Source organism: Akkermansia sp. GGCC_0220 (genome assembly GCF_017566105.1).
Taxonomy (GTDB): Bacteria; Verrucomicrobiota; Verrucomicrobiia; order Verrucomicrobiales; family Akkermansiaceae; genus Akkermansia; species Akkermansia massiliensis.
This window is the reverse complement of sequence record NZ_JABFCI010000002.1, coordinates 218,629-234,820: the sequence shown is the minus strand read 5'-3', so window position 1 is coordinate 234,820 and position 16,192 is coordinate 218,629. Positions and strand designations below refer to the sequence as shown.

Here is a 16,192-nt window from a genome sequence, read left to right as displayed (position 1 = left end):
AACAACATCATTCACTGATACTTCACCATGAACTTTATCAAGGACTGCATCACATTCTTCCAGGCAGGCGGCGTTTTCATGTATCCGCTGGCGGCCTGTTCCGTTCTTCTCATTGCGGCCATCATTTACCGCATGTTCAATATGAAGAGGAGCACCATCTGTCCCGCCAGGCTGACCCGGGCCGTGGAGCAGTATACCCGCGGGGCCTTGGAGCGCAGCGAACTGGAAAGGATGGCCGCGGATTCGGGTTCCGTGGAGGGGCGCCTGGTGCTGGACGCCCTGAATTCTCCTCTGGAGGATGAAGCCGCCCTGAAGGAGATGATCCAGGTGAAGGCCCGCGAGGAGTTCGTGACGCTCCAGGCGGGGCTTCCCCTGCTGGACATGATTGTGATGATCGCCCCCATGTTCGGTATTCTGGGGACTGCCAGCGGCCTGGTGCAGATTTTCAGCGTTTTCGGGATGGATGAGAGCCACGGCATGATCGCGCAGGGGATTGCCCAGGCGCTGAACACCACGATTGCCGGTCTGGCCATCGCCACTCCCGCCGTAATCGCCCACGTTTATTATTCCCGCAAGCTGGAGCGCATTTCCGCTTCCATGGAAGTCCTGCTGACGGAGCTGATTTCCTTCCGCTGCCATCATTCCCAACGCTGAACAGGCCATGCAATTTTACCGCAAGAAAGCAAGAACCATGGGGGTTCCCATCGTCCCCATGATTGACATATTGACCATTCTGCTCATCTTTTTCATCGTTCACACCCAGTGGAAAAAGCCGCAGTCCCTGCTGAAAATAGACGTGCCGGGCGCGGAGTTCATGGAAGGGGCTCCTTCCACGGAGCAACGGGCCGTCCTGGCCGTGACGGGGAAATCCTCCATTTCCCTGAACGGGAACCTGGTGGAGATGAATGAGCTGGCCGCCGCCCTGGAGTCCCTGAAAAGGGAGAAGCCGGACGTCAAATTGCAGCTTGACGTAGATAAAAAGGCGGAGTTTGGCGTCATTGTCGGCATTTGGGACGCGCTGACGTCTGTGGGTATTGACGCGGGGGATGTTCCTGCCAGAATAGAAATCAACAAATCCGGCGCACAGTAAGCGCCTTAACACATATATACTCCCCTCCCTCCCGATGTTATTGGAAATCGCACAGTATGGAAATCCGGTATTGAAGGAAAAATGCCGCCCCGTAGAACATTTTGACGACGGCTTGAAAGCTCTGGCGGAAAACATGCTGGAAACCATGTACGCCGCAGAAGGCATCGGCCTGGCGGCTCCGCAGGTGAGCATTCCCATTCAACTGGTGGTGATTGATATTCCGGAGGAGGAAGAGTCCGTCACCTGGCTGAAGGTGAACGGGGAGGACAAGGAGCTTTCAGACATCATGCCCCTGATGTTTGCCAATCCCGTCCTGGAGCCTTACGGGCCCATGCATCCCTTCCATGAAGGCTGCTTGAGCGTGCTCAAGATACGCGCTTCCGTCGTGAGGCCGGATTTTGTCAAAGCTACGGTGCTCCTGATAGATGGAAGAGAAGTGACGATTGACTGCAACGGATTGCTGGCGCGATGCTTGCAGCATGAATGCGACCATTTGAACGGCATCCTGTTTGTGGAGCGCGTTTCTTCCGCCCAGAAGATCACCCTGCGCAATAAATTGAAGCGCCTGGCTACCGGGTATTGACGGTTTCCCGGATCGGGTTCGGGCCGCCTGTTTGGCGAAAAGTCCCGGCGGCAGGGGAAATCACTCTTGAGCTGCCGCGATAAAGCGCGGGGTTAGCCGGTCTGTTGCATCGTGAGGCATAATGGGCTGTGAAATTTCTGGACTGAGTTTCTTTCTGCACGTGCCTGAATCCCTCTCCATGAACTTTATTTTACTCCGCATCTGCTCAAGGAGTCCATTGGGGCGCGCAGAAAATCTTGATCCCTTTTTCTTCAAATAGAGTGATGATTCCTCGTGGTCCCGCTGTTTGGTTTTCTGCGGTGCAGAGAAGGGAGGAGTGTCTTCCTCCTTCCAGCTTCCCGATCATGCCAGGTCTTTCGTTTGGCCGTTGAGGTACATGGGCAGAGATGGGGGCGCAGAGGCATTGCGAACCAGTCGTCCATCCTTTCTTGGCTCTTTCTTCTACTAATGATTAAGGCCGGTCATCAACAAGCGTCGCTGTCAGACGAAGATGAAAGTTCAGTCCTGTTCCTGTGGGGCTTCCAAAGAAGTATGACCAATGCCTGGAGCAGAAGGGAGACCATGTTAAAAATGAAGATTGCAGGAAAGGAGCCGGGAAGGAGAAGCGTCACAAGGATGTTGAACAGGCTTCCGCAGAATAGAAACCTGCCGCCCAGTCGCTGAACACTTGCCCATGCTTCATTACTACTGAAGGCGTAAGGGGTGCGTATTCCGAACCATTTGTTGGGAGTTATCTTGGGGCAAACGTTGGCCAGGAGCAGAAGAAATGTGTTCAGGCTTATGAAGATGACTTTGGCCGTGTCTTCCAGGCTGACCGTATTTGCCAGGCTTGTCTTTTGAATGGTCAGGCAAAGATAGGAAAACAGGACGACCAGGAAGAATTCCGCGTACGTGGCCATCTTCGCGCCAATCCGCCTGTTGTTTTCATTCCTGCTGAAGTGAATGGGCAAAAGGATGATCAGACGGAGAATCTTCCCGATGAGGAAGCCGAGGATTCCCAGGCCAATGAATCCCAGAAGGGCGTCCATGCCGTTCTTGTCCTCAAAACGGGTGGGCATGCCGTATTCATTGAAATGTACGGCGACGCGGGCGGGCAGCCGTGACGATACGGCTGCATAGTAAGTCAGCACGGGAAACAGGGCTATGACAAGTTCGTTGAAAATTGGCCCGATCCACCAGGATGGGGAAGATTGAGCAGAGAGCGGGGTTGGCTGCATGGCGTTTAATGATTGGGCTGGGTTCCGATGATTTTGTTCCATTTTCCGGGGGATGTTTCGCGGGCCGCCTTGAAATTGCCTATCCAGACCAGTATTTCTTGAAGAACGCTCAGGTTGATATCGTAAAAGATGAATTTGCCTTCCCTGTGGTCGCGGACGAGATCGGCTTCTTTTAAAACAGACAGGTGGCGGGAGATAGCGGCTCCGGTAATACTGAAATGTTCCGCGATTTCTCCGGCCGGCATGGCGCCGTTTTTCAGTATTTCCAGAATTTCACGGCGTGTGGGGTCAGCCAGGGCTCTAAGCGTAGATTGCAGGGAAGAGGGATTATTCATTTTATATTTAACTTTAATGTTAAATATTTCTAATATGGATTCCCGGCGAGGTCAACAAAAATGAAGAGAAGGACCGAACGGGAACACTTGTTTATCACGTTCCTGCGTGTCGTGATAGCCGCTCTGATGGGATCATTCCTGAAACCGGACCGCCGTCCGCTATCCGGATACGGATTCCAAGGATTTAGTCTAAAGCTTTCCCGCGCCGCAAGCCTTTGCAGCAAACTGAATCATTTGTGCGGATGGAGAACGTACGGTGGGGAGGAGCGTTCGCTGACGCTTCCAGTTTCAGGTCGAATGCTGCAAATGCTCGCTGCGTTCCAAGGGGAGCTTCAGGAGGCTGCCGCAGGGACCGGAGCGTTCTGTGATTCCCTTTTGACGCGGATTTGCAGGTCCGCCAGGGCGTTCATGTAGTAGATGTACGCGTCAAAGGCAGAGGCATACGGGGTGAAGGAGTTTTCCTTCTGCATGTAATGGAAGTGGTCCGCGCTCTGGAGCTTGCGCCAGACGTGGGTGAGGTCCTTGTCATTGGCGGCCTTGACCGGTTTTTCCAGGCGGTAGATTTTGCGGATGGCTTCGTCCTGCATGACGTTGCCGTTCCAATGGGACATGGTTCCGAAGGTGGAGCAGGTCATTTCCTGAGTGCATTCGCAGACGGAGACGGGCTTGATTTCACGCACCACTTCAGACGGGGTCATGAACCGGTTGCCGGCATCCACGCAGGCAAGGATCATGGTGCGCCAGAATTCAAAGACGCCCGTAGCGTCAGACTGGCGTTCGCCAAGCGTCTCATAGTCCATGGACAGGGTGGTGACGCTGCCCTGCTGGTGCGTCAGCCAGTCCGCGAAGGTGGTGGGGGAAAGCGGGTATTCCGGCCATTCCGGATCGGTTCTCATGATCGCCAGGTCATTGGAAAGTTCCCGGTTGCGGAATATGGTGGTGGTGTTATAGACCCACGGGGCCAGGAATACTTCATTGCTGGTGAATCCCTTGAGCATCGCCGGATTGCCGTCCGCCATGATGCCCTTGAAGCCGAGCGTTTCCGCCTGCGCCGCAATGGCGTTGGAGTACAGCATGCCGGTGTTCATCAGCACGTCTGATTCCTGGCGGAAGAGTTTTTTAAGGAGTTCCCGGTGCTCTTCAATCTGCTCTGCAAATTCCTGCGGTGAATAGACGGAGGCGAGGGAGTTGTAGTACGGCATCACCAGAAAGTCCACGCAGCCGGTTTCAGCCAGTTCCTTGAAGGCGGCAATCAGGTCCGGCCTGTGGTACAGGGCCTGTTCCAGAATGACGCCGCTGAGGGCCAGCCCGAAGCGGAATTTGCCCCCTGTGAGTTCGATGAGCTGCTTCATCAGCCGGGTGGCCGGGAAGTAGCAGCGTTCCGCCACCGTGCTGAGCACGCGGGCATTCAGATCGTCATCTTCATAGAAGGCGTGTTCTCCAATTTTGAAGAAGTCGTAATGAATCAGCCGGTTGGGCTGGTGTGCCACGAAAGTGAGGGAAATGTTGCTCATGTACGGGGAAAGGGCTGGGAGTTATCGTGTGGGGTGAAAAGGCGGTTCTTAGCGGTTCAGCACATGTTCGTAAACCCGGATGACCTTGTCTGCGGCGGCGTCCCAGGTGGAGGCCTTGATGTCCTCCGTGCTTTGTTCCACCACTTTCCGGTACAGTTCCTCATCCGTGCAGAGATGGACGATGTGTTCCGCCATCTTGTTGACGTCCCAGAAGTCCGCTTTCAGGGCTCCCTTCATGACTTCCGCCACGCCGGACTGCTTGGAGATTACGGCAGGGATGTTGAATTGGGCGGCTTCCAGAGCCGACAGGCCGAAGGGCTCCGATACGGAGGGCATGCAGTAGATGTCCGTGATGGAGAGGAGGTCATTCACCTTGTCCTTGTTCAGGAAGCCGGTGAAGTGGAATTTGTCGCCCACGCCCTTGAAGGCTCCGGATTCAATCAACTGGCGGAGTTTTTCCCCGGTACCGGCCATGACGAAGCGCACGTCGTCCGTCTGCTCCAGAACCTTGGCGGCAATTTGCAGGAAGAAGCCCGGACCTTTCTGGGCCGTCAGGCGTCCCAGGAAGAGCACGAGCTTTTCCGGAAATTTTTTCTTTCCCTTGAAAACCTTGACGGGGTCCGCCCCGTTGTGGATGGGGAAGATTTTATGGGGGTCTATGGCGTAGTGCCCGCTGGCGATGGTGCCCGTGTATTTGCTGACCGGAATGACGGCGTCCGCCTGTTCCATGCCGAATTTTTCAATATCGTAAATCCATCCGCGGGCGTCCGCTCCGGCGCGGTCAAACTGGGAGGCGTGCAGGTGCACCACCAGGGGCTTGCCCGTGGCTTTTTTCACCTCCACGCCGGCCAGGTAAGTCATCCAGTCATGGGCGTGGATAATGTCGAAGTCCTGCTGCATGGCGACTTTTACCGCGATTTTGGAGAACTGGATGACTTTCAGGGCCAGGTCCCCGGCATAGAGGTCCTCCTTGTTTTTGAATAGCTGGAGGTCCGCTTCATGCGTCTTGGAGAAGGTGATGCGGCCTTCCTTGGTGAACTGCACCACGCCGGATTCCCCCTCCACGGTGGTGTAGGGGTCCAGTTCAATGGGGGCGTGCTCCACCAGGGCGAAGCTGTCATAGGAATACTTCCGGTCCACTTGCTCCACTTCCCGATAGGAGACGTTGTTGAGACCAGTGAGCTGGAACCCGTCAAAAAGAACGGAAGGATCGGCCTTGGGGACGATCACTCTTAAATCCACTTTTTTTGCCAGCGCCTTGGAAAGGCCCAGGCAGGCAATGCCCAGCCCCCCGTTAACCAGGGGTGGGAATTCCCATCCTAATGTAAGAACTCGGATTGTGCTCATTGGTTGATGTGGGTTGTCGGTGTCGGGAAGGATGCGGCCTCATGCCGTGTTGTGCACCAACGCAATAAAACCAGATTTTTCATGTTCGGTCTAGAGTAATATGAGTAATTTTGTCCTAATAATGAAAAGAAAAATGGTGGTTTAGTTCAATCTTGCGTTCGTCATGAAATTAATTTAATCTGAATCGAACGCTTTTGATTCTCTCTTCTGTTTGGCTTCAATGTGCACCTCTCCCAACATCCCTGAAAGACGAAAAACGCCCCCTCTCCGGGGGCGTCTCGTCAAATGGGAATACACCAATGCGGTTTCTAAAATAACTCTCAGCGTGTGCCTTGCGGACGATGGAATTGTCCGCGTGACGTATTTCACCGGACCGGTGCCGGAAGATGAGCCCAGCTATGCCGTCAGCCCCGGGTATTCCGCCCCCGGCGCGGAGGTCCGGGAGTATGACGAAGCCGGAGTGCATGTCATTGAAACGTCCCTGCTGCGGATTCGCATCCGTACGGAGGAGCAAAAGGTGGATTTTTACGATATTGTCACGGACGAACCCCTGCTGGCGGATGAAGGCGGCTTTGGCCGGGAGTCCAAGGACTGGACGGGGGACGCCCGCGTGTGGATACGGAAAAGGCTTCAGGACACGGAGCATTTTTTCGGGCTGGGGGACAAGCCCTGCGCCCTGAACCTGAGGGGCAAGTATTTCTCCATGTGGGGGGCGGACCATTATGATTTTCACGAGGAATCGGATCCTCTCTACAAGAGCGTTCCGTTTTTCCTCAGCCTGCGGGAAGGGAAGGCGTACGGCCTGCTGTTTGACAATACGTGCCGCTCGTACTTCGACTTCGGCGCCTCGGATGAAAAGGTGCTGGCTTTCGGGTCGTTCGGCGGCCTGATGAATTATTATTTCATTTACGACCGCAGCCCTCTGGACATCGTAGCCGCCTACACGCGCCTTACCGGCACGCCCGAACTGCCGCCGCTGTGGGCGCTGGGCTACCACCAGTCCAAATGGAGCTATTATCCGGACAAGGCCGTGTATAACCTGGTGGAGCGGTTCCGGGACCTGGGCATCCCGTGCGACGCCGTCCATCTGGACCACCATTACATGGAGCAGAAGGAGGGGTTTACGTGGGACAGGCACAATTTCCCCGATGCGGCGGGGATGGTCCGCTCTCTGGAGGAGGACGGCGTGAAGACGGTCCTGATCGTGAATCCCGGCGTGAAGATCAACCCCGCCAATCCTGTTTGGGCGGAGGGTTTGGAACGGAATTATTTCTGCCGGCGGTCGGAGGGCAATCTTTTATCGGAGGAAGTCTGGCCGGGACTCTGCAATTTTCCGGATTTCACGGCCCCGGCCGTCCGCAGCTGGTGGGCGGACCTGTTCAGGCATGATCTGGAAGAGGTGGGCGTGCGCGGCCTCTGGAACGACATGAACGAGCCTGTCGTCTTTCCGGACCGCACGTTCCCGATGGATACGCGGCATGAGTACGACGGCATGCCCTGTTCCCATGAAAAGGCCCATAACATTTACGGGCAGTGCATGGCGGAAGCCTCCTGGCTGGGCATGAAGCGCCACGCTCCGGACAGGCGCCCCTTCCTGCTGTCCCGGTCCGGTTTTGCCGGATTGCAGCGCTTTGCCGCCACCTGGACGGGGGACAACCGGTCCAGCTGGGAGCATTTGAAGCTGGCCAATTTCCAGTGCCAGCGGCTTGCCGCCTCGGGCATCTCCTTCGCGGGGGCGGATGCAGGGGGCTTCATGGGGCATCCCACGCCGGAGCTGTTTTGCCGCTGGATGCAGATGGCCGCGTTCCACGGGCTTTTCCGCAATCATTCCTCCGGGGAATTCGGAGGCCAGGAGCCCTGGGTGTTCGGACAGGAGGCCACCGCATATGTGAAAGCCGCCATTGAGGGCCGCTACCGCCTGCTTCCCTACATTTACACGCAGTTCCGCCGTTACGCGGAGACGGGGATGCCCGTGCTGCGCTCCCTGGCCCTTCAATGCTTCAGGAACAGGGACACCTACTGGCGGGGGGCGGAATATTTCTTCGGCGACCATCTGTACGTCATTCCCATCCATGAGCCGCAGGAAGGCGGCCGCTTCCTCTACATCCCGGAAGGCGTCTGGTATTCCTACCACACGGACAGCCTGATGGAGGATACCGGAAAGGACGTCTGGGTGAAATGCCCGCTTTCCTTCCTGCCCGTGTACGTGCGCGGCGGGGCGGTCATTCCCCATTGGCCGGTGCAGCAGCACGCAGGCGAACTGCCGCGGCCCCCGCTGACGCTGGACGTCTGGTGGGCGCCGGATGAGGAAGTGGCCTCCCACCTGTATGAGGATGCGGGGGACGGCTATGCGTACCGGAACGGGGAATGCGCCGTTCATGAGTTCCTTTACCGCGGCACCGGTTCCCATTCCCTGGAACTGGCGTGGAAGTGCGAAGGGGACCCCTGCGCGTTCCATGAGTCCGCGGAGGTTGTTCTGCACGGCCTGCCTGCCGGGATTGCCCTCAGCGCGCACATGGACGGCGTTCCCTGCCGCGGCGTGGCGAGGGATGGCCGGGTATGGAGAATCCCGGTAGAGGGCAAGTTTGAGACGCTTTCCGCCTGCTGGACGGAGGAATAAGGCTTTTTCCCCGGCACGGAGGAATAACAGGCGGGAATGTCAGGGAAGCAGGAAACTGCGCCTGACCGTATCCTGCTTTAATTTCAGCTCCCGCCATTCATGCGTCAGGGTGGAGGAGGCCACCACCCCGCCCCCGGTGCAGAGCGCGAGCCGCCGCCCCTGCCAGTACATGGACCGGATGCCCACCAGGCAGAAGAAGTCTCCGTCTTCCAGAAATCCGAACGGAGCGCCGAAATGGGACGGACAGCGGAGGCGCGAACGCCAGTCGTCCAACTGGGCGAGCGTCTTCTCCGTCCGGGGCTGGGATCCCAGGGCCGGAGTGGGGTGGAGCAGCCGTATCCAGTGGTCCGGCGGCAGCAGTTCGTCCGCTTCCAGGGTGAGGTAGGTGGCAAAGTGGATCAGGGTATCCAGGTTCAGCACGCTGCGGGCCGTTCTGGTGACGCTGCCGTAGGGGGACAGGCGGGAAAGGATGCTGCCGGCCACGATTTCATGTTCGCGGATTTCCTTGTCGTCATTGATGAAGACGCCCTCGTCTTCCGGCCGCGCCGTTCCGGCCAGGGCCATGGTCGTCAGGCGTTGTCCCTGCTGGTGGAACAGGGTTTCCGGGGTGGCTCCGCAGAAGCCTTCCTGCTCCGTCCACCAGGCATAGGGGTAATGAAGCGGGGAACCGTTGACGGCCCGCAGGATGAGTTCACGGGGAACGTGGGGAGGCTGCATCTCTCCAAACTGGGGCGTTGCCGGAACGCTTTTCACCAGATGTCCGGAGGCGATTTGTTCAATCATTTCCGCGAATACCTGGGCATACGCGTCCGGGGACGGTTCCGTCCACAGGATTTCCGGAGCGGGCGGCGTGGGGCTTTCCGGTTCCGGAATGGGATGCAGGGCGGACGGTATTTTCCACGGCTGCGGGTCATCCAGGCGGAACGTGTTGACATAGAAGGCGGGGCCGGAATCCGGGGGGGCGGCCGATTCCCGGAAGGGGCCGGTCCCGAGAAGAAGGCCGCGGGAAGGGTGTCTGATCAGGGCTCCGGAAGTCAGCGTGCTTATGTCCATGCGGGGGCCATGTTAAAATGCTGTGGCAGGGAATTCCAGCTATTTGAATGTTTGTGGAGCTTCTCCCGGGAGCGAAGGCCGGAGGCCTTCGTGCGTGAAACCTCTTCCGCAGCATAGCGCAGGGGATTTTTCCTTTTTCCATTTCCTGTCCGGAGTTTGTAAGGGGCCGGAGCCCCTTACTCCCGGGAATATGCCCCCGGAAAACAGAACCTCGCGTCATGTCACGTGCCTTCCCCTTTTGAATTGACGGGAAAAAGCACTCAAGTAAGCTCTAACGAGCTTCCGCCCCATATGCAGATGATGACCAGACCAGCGCCAGCCCTTTCTTCCTCCGCCGTTCCGGTGAAGACCATGCTGGCGGAGGTGCGGAAGCCTCTCGGCCCCGTATGGTGGAGCGTGTTTCTCGCCAGCGTGCTGCTGGCGGCGTGGGGCGTGGGGTGGAGTTCCTGGCGCATTGCCGCGGAGGGTGTGGGAGTGCTGGGGCTGAACAATAACGTGGTGTGGGGGCTGGACATCGTGCATTTTGTCTTCTGGATAGGCCTGGGACATGCGGGCACCCTGATTTCGGCCGTCCTGCTGCTGACCCGCCAGTCGTGGAGAAGCCCGATTGCCCGCGGGGCGGAACAGATGACCCTGTGCGCGGTGGTCTGCGCCGCCGTCTTTCCCGTGGTGCACGTGGGGCGTGTCTGGATGGCGTGGATGGCCTCCCCCCTGCCGGAGGTGAGCGGCATCTGGCCGGACATGGCCTCCCCCCTGATGTGGGACGTCATGGCCGTCAGCACGTATTTCCTGCTTTCCCTGTTGTACTGGTACATCGGGCTGGTGCCGGATTTCGCCCTGCTGCGGGATTGCTGCGCGGGGCATTTGAGGCGGCGGTACGGATGGCTGGCTCTGGGCTGGCAGGGGACGGGGCGCCAGTGGCGCGCCTATGAAAAGGCCAGCCTGCTTTTTGCGGCCATCCTGACTCCCCTGGTGGTATCCGTCCATTCCGTGGTGAGCTTTGACTTTTCCGTGACGCAGGTGCCGGGGTGGCACCAGAGCATTTTTCCGCCCTATTTCGTGGGGGGCGCCATTTTGAGCGGCATGGCGATGGTCCAGTTGATTCTTCTGGGGGTGCGCCGCCTGATGTCCGGCAGCGGCGTCCGGCAGGCCATTACGCCGGCCATTCTGGATTTGAGCTCCCGCTTCGTGCTGGCCCTGGCCCTGGTGATGGGGGCCATGTATCTGTGGGAGCACCTGGCCGTGGTGCTGAATGGAGGCTCTCCGGCGTTGTTCCCGGGCAGGAATCCCGTGAATGCCGTGTTCCTGGGCGCCATGGTCGCCGGGAACGTGCTGCTCCCCCAGGTGTTCTGGTTCCGCTCCCTGCGCACCAACCGGTGGGTGATTGCGGTCGTGGCCTTGGGCGTGCTTGCCGGCATGTGGATGGAACGCTTCTGGATCGTCGTGAATTCCCTGAAAGCCTCCCTGCTGGCCGCCAATATCGGGGATTATTCCCCCAGCCTGACGGACCTGGCCATGATGGCCGGGAGCGTGGGGCTGTTCACGGCGCTGTACATGGCGCTGGTGCGCGTGACTCCGTTTTTTTCCCTGTGCGACGTGCGGGAACAGCAATCCCTGAACAAGGAGGGCGGGGCATGAAGAAGCGCGTCACTTCCGGCTGGGTGCTTTCCTTTTCTTCGGAAGAGGCGCTCCTTCAGGCCGTCCGGACGCTGGTGAAGGAGGAGGGCGTCTTCTGGGAGGTCTGTGCGCCTTATCCCTGCGCCGCCGTCCGGCTTGCCAGCCGCCATGCCGGGAGGGCCGTAGGCGCAGGCGTGCGGCTGTGGGCCGCGGCTGGCGGAGTGTGCGGATTCCTGGGCGTGGCCCTGTGGCTTTACTGGACGCAGTTCTGTGCGGACCCTCTCATGACCCAGGGCAGGGTGCAGGGCTGGGACAACTGGCCCGCGTACGTTCCCCCCCTGTTTGAAGGGACCTTGCTCGGGGCCGGACTTCTGACTGCCGCCGGGTTCCTGAAAGGGGCCGTTCTCCCCCGGTGGAACGACTGGGCGTTCGAGTGTGATTTCTTCAGGACGGATGAACACGGGGACGGTTATTTCATTCTGCTGGAAGGCGGCCGTGAAGATCGTGCCGCCGCTCTTGCTGCGGCACTGCATCCGGACGCGAGCGAATACATCCATGAGGAAGGGGGCCGTTCATGAGAGGCGGCGTAACGGCGATAGCCGCCCTGGTTCTGCTGGGGGCGCTCTGGTTCATGGTGAGGGATGACGGGGGCAGGAATGCCGCGCCCCATTTGTTTGACAATATGAACGAGCGTCCGCTGGCGGACGCCCAGCAGGTGCGGGAGCCCTTCACTCCCGCAGGCCGGAAGGTCCGCCTGACGCCGCCCCATGCCGTCGCGCAATCCCTGGGAACGGGGGAGGCAGTCCGTGAACGGGGGAATGACCGGGATTCCTTTGCCGCGGAGGGCTCCTATTTTTCCTCCGGCCGCATGCAGGGGGGGGAGGAGGATATCATGCCCCTGGAATTGGGCGGGGTTTCCCGCAGCCGTGACGTGCTGGCGGAGGGGCGCACGCTGTATCTGGCGCATTGCACCGTCTGCCACGGTGCGGATGGAAACGGACGCGGCAGCATGGCCGCTTATGACACCTACCCCCAGATAGGCTCCTTCCGGGATGAAAAGTATGCGGCCTATTCTCCCGGAAAAATGTTCAGGAGCATTCGGCTGGGGCAGGGGAACATGCCCGCTTTCGGAAACATTCTCACGGCCCGGGAAATCTGGTGCCTGGTGGCGTTCGTCCGCCGGCTTCAGGCGCTCCCTGCGCCCCCGCAGGAAGAGCGACCCGTTACTAGACAGGGGGAACACCGTCCATGAACAGCAATATATCATCAACCGGAAGGGAACGCCGGGACAGGCCGGGATTCGGCTGGGCCGGACGTTCCGCCGCCCTTGCCCTGTGGATCATTTCCGTGCTGCTGTGGTGCGTGCTGATGCGCCAGTCTTTTAACGCCATGCCGTGGGATGAGATGACGGTGGCCGGAACCCGGCTGCATGAATGGAGAAAACCGTTTGCCGCCGCCGGAATGGCGGTGGGCGTCATCGGTACGGGCGTTTGCCTGGGGTGCCTGTTCTGGCTCTGCCTGTCTTCCCTGACGGGAGCCGGGTGGGGCATTACGCTGAGGCGGGTGCTGGCGGCGGCCTGCTGGGGCTTTTTACCCGGCGTTCTGGTGCTGGCGGGAACGGTCGGCTGCCTGACTACCGTCATCTTTCCGGAGGCGGCCCGCTACTGGGGCGTGGCGGATATTTCCTCTCCCGCCGTCCAGGCCTTCGGCGTGCTGGACCTGGCTGATCCCGCGTGGTGGAATCCGGCGTGGCTGTATGTGCGCATGGGAATCATCGTAGTGCTGGCCTGGAGCATGGCCCAGGTATGGGAGACGCTGGCGGCGGAAAAAAACGTCTGGCAGCCTTCCTTCCGCCGGGGGGGCGCCGCTTTCTGCATGATCGTGACGGTGATGATGCTGGGCGTGCTGGGGATTGACATGCTGGCAGGGACGGGAAGGGCCGTTCTTTCCATGTTCCCCGTGTACATGGCTGCGTATGCCCTGTTGGCGTCTCTGGCATTAGCGGTGCTGGCCGCGGCGTGCCTGAGGAAGCTGGACGGAGGGAAGGGATTGCCGTGGCCGCGCCTGGGCGGCATGCTGACGGCCATGGTGCTGGTGAAAGCATACATCACGTACTCCCAGTACATGATTACATGGTATGCCTCCCTTCCGGCTGAAATGTCTTTTTATGACGCCGCCTTCTCCTGGTCCGGGCTCCTGTCCGCGGCTCTGGCGCTCCAGCTTCTGGTGCCTTTCCTCGTTTTGCTCTTTCCCGCGTTGAGACGCCGCCCGTCTGCGCTGGGCGCGGTCTGCATCTGCATCCTGCTTGGCTCCCTGCTGGAAGCGTGCTGGATGTTCTGCCCCGGCCTTGGGCTGGAACCGGCTGCGTGGGGCACGTGGCTCCCCCTCGTCCTGCTCCTGGTGTCGATGGGCCTGATCTGCTGTTTTTCCTTCCTGGGGGCCTTGAGCGTCCGCAGGGTATTTCCCGAATCACGATGAATGTTCCCGCCGCCGTTTCTTCCCTGTTCCGCCGCCGTCCGGACGAGTGGCTGCCCCTGTTCTGGCTGGCGGCGGCCTGCGTGCTGGGGCTGGTGTGGTCCCTGGTCCATGCCTCCGGACTGGTGGCGGGTGTTCCGCTGCCGTGGCCGGCTGGGCGCCTCATGTTCTCCTTTTACGGTGCGCTGGTGTACGGCTGGGCCCTCCCCGTCCTGTTTTCTTTCATGGCGGAGAACGGATGCAGGCGGCTGAAACCCGCGGAATGGCTCTGGCACCTCTGCGTTGTGCTGGGGATGGCCACGATTATGGCGGGAGACGGAAGCGGCCTGCTCCTGATGCCCTTTGACTGGTGGGTTTGCCCGGTGTTTGCCATCCTTGCCGCCGGCAAGGCGTGCGCTGCGTGGTTCCGGCCGTTCCCGTGGCCCGTGCGACTGCTGTTCAGTTCCTCCGCAGGATGCACGGCGGCGGCCCTTCTGGCGCTGGGTTATACGCAGGCTTTGTCCATGAACGGCCTGCTGGACGCCTCCTCCCTGGAAGGCAGCCTGTCCTGCGGGCTGATGTTTGCCGCGCTGGGAGCGGCGGCGTTCCGCTTGAACATGGCCAAAGGCCGCGGTTTTGGAATACTAGCCGTCTGGATGGCCGCCGTGCTGGCGGCGGCTCCGGTGGTAGGCGGCCTGGGGGGGCTCCGGGGTTTTCCTGTGCCCTGGGCGCTGGCGGAGGCCGGGGCCGTCTGGTCGTGGTGCGCCGCGGTTCCCGCCGTGCTGATGGCGGTGTATCTTTGGATGAAATCCGGTCCGGAGACCGGGACGTGGCTGAAAGCCGCGGTTTCCCTGCTTGCCTTGCTGGCAGTGTGGGACGTGTTTGCCGGGGCGTGGCCGGAGCTGATGCAGTTTTCCCTGTCCGCGTGGCATGAGGCGGAATTGTGGATCCTGCTGGGAGCCGGAGCGCTGATGATGGCAGGAAGGAAGGGGCCCGTGCGGTTTCCTGCGGCATGGTGGCTGTTGGGCGCCGGCGTTTGCGGCGTGCTTCTGGCTTATGCCGTGGGCGTGGTTGCCGCGGTGGATGTTCAGGCTTTTCCGGAAGCCCGGCGCGCGGAACTGATGAGCGGCTGGGTGGGCCTGGCGGCCTGCGTCCATGCCGTTGCCATGGCCCTGTGCCTGGCGGGAAGCCTTTGCCTGTGGCGTCCGGCGGATGCCGGGAACCCGGAGATGGAAACTCCGGTTCCGCAGCGTCTTTTCTTCATTGCCGCCGTTGCGGCTGTTCTATTGCTGGCTACGGCGGCGGCTGTCCTGCTGCATGCTCCCGCGCCGGACTCACTGGAGGTCAGGCGGCCCGTCCAGGATGCGGCAGGAGCCAGGATTTATGCCGCTGAGGGGTGCGCCCTGTGCCACACCCAGATCATCCGGCGTTCCATGTCCGGGAAGGACTGGCAGACGGCAATCGACCGCGGCACGGACCCGGATTTCCCTTACCGGGTCAGCGAGCCGGAAGACATGGATGCCGAATTCAACGGGGAGGGCGCTCCGCAGGCGGGCGTGGCGGCGGTAGGGCCGGATTTGAGCAATGCGGCGGAATACGCCGCAGGCAGGCTGGAATATGAAGACGCGGTATCCGGCGGCACGCGCCGCGCCGCGCAGGTAAGGGAATGGCTGGCCCTTCATCTTTACAACCCGCGGGAACCGCAGTTTAAAAAGCCCTGGACCGTGTGCCCCTCCATGCCCGGCATGTTTGAAGAACGCCCGGTGGAGGGGAATGCCCCTTCCCTGGATGCCCTGCCTGTCCGGATGGAGCAGGGCCGGGAACTGGTGCCTTCCGGGCGCGGGGAACGGCTGTTGAACTATCTTGCTTCCCTCAGGAGAGTGGAACCCTCCCGGAAACGCGACCGGATTCATTCTTTTCCTGGCCTGTCCCACATTCATCCGGACTATGCCGTCCATCCTCCCACGGTGGACATGGAACGCCTGAAAAGAGCCCGTGCGGCCGCCGTCATGGAAAAAGGAAGGGGCGTGTACCTTTCCAAATGCGCCATTTGCCACGGCAACGACGGCATGGGGGACAAGGTGACCTATCCGCCCCTGGCCGGGTCCGAATGGCTGAAGGAAAAGCCTGATGCGGAAATCGTTAAAATCATCCTCCAGGGGCTGACCGGGCCGATCACGGTGAACGGGAAGGAATGGAATTCCACCATGCTGCCGCCCGGCGTGACGAATTCCCGTGACCTGGCGAACCTGCTCACGTTCCTTCGCCGCCAGTTCGGCGGAGTGGAAAAGGCGGCCTACACGCCGGAACAGATGGACGCCATCCGCCGGGAGCTGTAACGGCACATGTCATTACGGTTGCC

The 16,192-nt window shown here is 60.1% G+C and carries 14 protein-coding genes; 9 read left to right on the top strand and 5 right to left on the bottom strand.

What is annotated here, in order from left to right:
- Window positions 1–27 precede the first annotated feature (27 nt).
- The 3 genes from HJW02_RS02585 to def are packed head-to-tail and all read left to right on the top strand — an operon-like array spanning window position 28 to window position 1,673.
- Window positions 28–654, top strand: a complete 627-nt coding sequence (locus HJW02_RS02585; RefSeq protein ID WP_022398351.1) for a MotA/TolQ/ExbB proton channel family protein — start codon at window positions 28–30, stop codon at window positions 652–654.
- A 7-nt stretch (window positions 655–661) separates the two neighbouring features.
- Complete coding sequence (locus tag HJW02_RS02580; RefSeq protein ID WP_102722022.1) at window positions 662–1,090, top strand: biopolymer transporter ExbD; 429 nt, start codon at window positions 662–664, stop codon at window positions 1,088–1,090.
- Window positions 1,091–1,124: 34 nt separating this feature from the next.
- The gene (gene def / locus HJW02_RS02575) at window positions 1,125–1,673 is read left to right on the top strand and encodes a peptide deformylase (RefSeq protein WP_102722023.1); all 549 of its coding nucleotides are present in this window, start codon (window positions 1,125–1,127) and stop codon (window positions 1,671–1,673) included.
- A 464-nt stretch (window positions 1,674–2,137) separates the two neighbouring features.
- Here def and HJW02_RS02570 read toward each other — a convergent pair whose 3' ends face one another.
- The 4 genes from HJW02_RS02570 to HJW02_RS02555 all read right to left on the bottom strand — a co-directional run bounded on the left by HJW02_RS02570 (window position 2,138) and on the right by HJW02_RS02555 (window position 6,086).
- Window positions 2,138–2,803: an SdpI family protein gene (locus tag HJW02_RS02570; RefSeq protein ID WP_180971017.1), complete on the bottom strand. Its 666-nt coding sequence runs from the start codon at window positions 2,801–2,803 to the stop codon at window positions 2,138–2,140.
- 92 nt (window positions 2,804–2,895) lie between these two features.
- Window positions 2,896–3,225: an autorepressor SdpR family transcription factor gene (locus HJW02_RS02565; RefSeq protein WP_102722025.1), complete on the bottom strand. Its 330-nt coding sequence runs from the start codon at window positions 3,223–3,225 to the stop codon at window positions 2,896–2,898.
- Between the two features lie 332 nt (window positions 3,226–3,557).
- Entirely contained in the window at window positions 3,558–4,739 is a 1,182-nt protein-coding gene (locus HJW02_RS02560) for a glycoside hydrolase family 57 protein (protein WP_022398346.1), read from the bottom strand.
- A gap of 48 nt (window positions 4,740–4,787) precedes the next feature.
- Window positions 4,788–6,086 (bottom strand): glycosyltransferase, encoded by a 1,299-nt coding sequence (locus tag HJW02_RS02555; protein WP_022398345.1) that lies wholly within the window; start codon window positions 6,084–6,086, stop codon window positions 4,788–4,790.
- Window positions 6,087–6,411: 325 nt separating this feature from the next.
- Here HJW02_RS02555 and HJW02_RS02550 point away from each other — a divergent pair, with 325 nt between their 5' ends.
- Window positions 6,412–8,706, top strand: coding sequence for a TIM-barrel domain-containing protein (locus HJW02_RS02550; protein WP_208050595.1), 2,295 nt, complete (start codon window positions 6,412–6,414; stop codon window positions 8,704–8,706).
- A 39-nt stretch (window positions 8,707–8,745) separates the two neighbouring features.
- Here the strand turns inward: HJW02_RS02550 and HJW02_RS02545 are convergent, their stop codons facing one another.
- Window positions 8,746–9,759: a chorismate-binding protein gene (locus HJW02_RS02545; protein ID WP_102722027.1), complete on the bottom strand. Its 1,014-nt coding sequence runs from the start codon at window positions 9,757–9,759 to the stop codon at window positions 8,746–8,748.
- Between the two features lie 297 nt (window positions 9,760–10,056).
- Here HJW02_RS02545 and nrfD point away from each other — a divergent pair, with 297 nt between their 5' ends.
- From nrfD to HJW02_RS02520, 5 genes are read left to right on the top strand one after another with little or no spacing between them, the layout of a single operon-like run.
- Window positions 10,057–11,397, top strand: a complete 1,341-nt coding sequence (nrfD, locus tag HJW02_RS02540) for an NrfD/PsrC family molybdoenzyme membrane anchor subunit (RefSeq protein ID WP_180971019.1) — start codon at window positions 10,057–10,059, stop codon at window positions 11,395–11,397.
- Window positions 11,394–11,954 carry a quinol:electron acceptor oxidoreductase subunit ActD gene (locus HJW02_RS02535; protein ID WP_102722029.1) on the top strand — a complete coding sequence of 187 codons (561 nt, stop codon included), beginning with the start codon at window positions 11,394–11,396 and terminating at the stop codon, window positions 11,952–11,954. Before nrfD ends, HJW02_RS02535 begins: the two co-directional genes overlap by 4 nt.
- Entirely contained in the window at window positions 11,951–12,628 is a 678-nt protein-coding gene (locus tag HJW02_RS02530) for a cytochrome c (RefSeq protein ID WP_102722030.1), read from the top strand. Before HJW02_RS02535 ends, HJW02_RS02530 begins: the two co-directional genes overlap by 4 nt.
- A complete protein-coding gene (locus HJW02_RS02525) occupies window positions 12,625–13,854 on the top strand; it encodes a hypothetical protein (protein ID WP_102722031.1) in 1,230 nt (409 codons plus the stop codon). Before HJW02_RS02530 ends, HJW02_RS02525 begins: the two co-directional genes overlap by 4 nt.
- The gene (locus HJW02_RS02520) at window positions 13,851–16,169 is read left to right on the top strand and encodes a cytochrome c (protein ID WP_102722032.1); all 2,319 of its coding nucleotides are present in this window, start codon (window positions 13,851–13,853) and stop codon (window positions 16,167–16,169) included. Before HJW02_RS02525 ends, HJW02_RS02520 begins: the two co-directional genes overlap by 4 nt.
- Window positions 16,170–16,192: the final 23 nt, after the last annotated feature.

What these genes read in the sequence shown, in the direction of transcription:
- HJW02_RS02585 (WP_022398351.1), top strand. Translation starts at nt 28, where the DNA reads ATGAACTTTATCAAGGACTGCATCACATTCTTCCAGGCAGGCGGCGTT.
- HJW02_RS02580 (WP_102722022.1), top strand. Translation starts at nt 662, where the DNA reads ATGCAATTTTACCGCAAGAAAGCAAGAACCATGGGGGTTCCCATCGTC.
- def (WP_102722023.1), top strand. Translation starts at nt 1,125, where the DNA reads ATGTTATTGGAAATCGCACAGTATGGAAATCCGGTATTGAAGGAAAAA.
- HJW02_RS02565 (WP_102722025.1), bottom strand. Translation starts at nt 3,225, where the DNA reads ATGAATAATCCCTCTTCCCTGCAATCTACGCTTAGAGCCCTGGCTGAC.
- HJW02_RS02560 (WP_022398346.1), bottom strand. Translation starts at nt 4,739, where the DNA reads ATGAGCAACATTTCCCTCACTTTCGTGGCACACCAGCCCAACCGGCTG.
- HJW02_RS02555 (WP_022398345.1), bottom strand. Translation starts at nt 6,086, where the DNA reads ATGAGCACAATCCGAGTTCTTACATTAGGATGGGAATTCCCACCCCTG.
- HJW02_RS02545 (WP_102722027.1), bottom strand. Translation starts at nt 9,759, where the DNA reads ATGGACATAAGCACGCTGACTTCCGGAGCCCTGATCAGACACCCTTCC.
- nrfD (WP_180971019.1), top strand. Translation starts at nt 10,057, where the DNA reads ATGATGACCAGACCAGCGCCAGCCCTTTCTTCCTCCGCCGTTCCGGTG.
- HJW02_RS02535 (WP_102722029.1), top strand. Translation starts at nt 11,394, where the DNA reads ATGAAGAAGCGCGTCACTTCCGGCTGGGTGCTTTCCTTTTCTTCGGAA.
- HJW02_RS02530 (WP_102722030.1), top strand. Translation starts at nt 11,951, where the DNA reads ATGAGAGGCGGCGTAACGGCGATAGCCGCCCTGGTTCTGCTGGGGGCG.
- HJW02_RS02525 (WP_102722031.1), top strand. Translation starts at nt 12,625, where the DNA reads ATGAACAGCAATATATCATCAACCGGAAGGGAACGCCGGGACAGGCCG.
- HJW02_RS02520 (WP_102722032.1), top strand. Translation starts at nt 13,851, where the DNA reads ATGAATGTTCCCGCCGCCGTTTCTTCCCTGTTCCGCCGCCGTCCGGAC.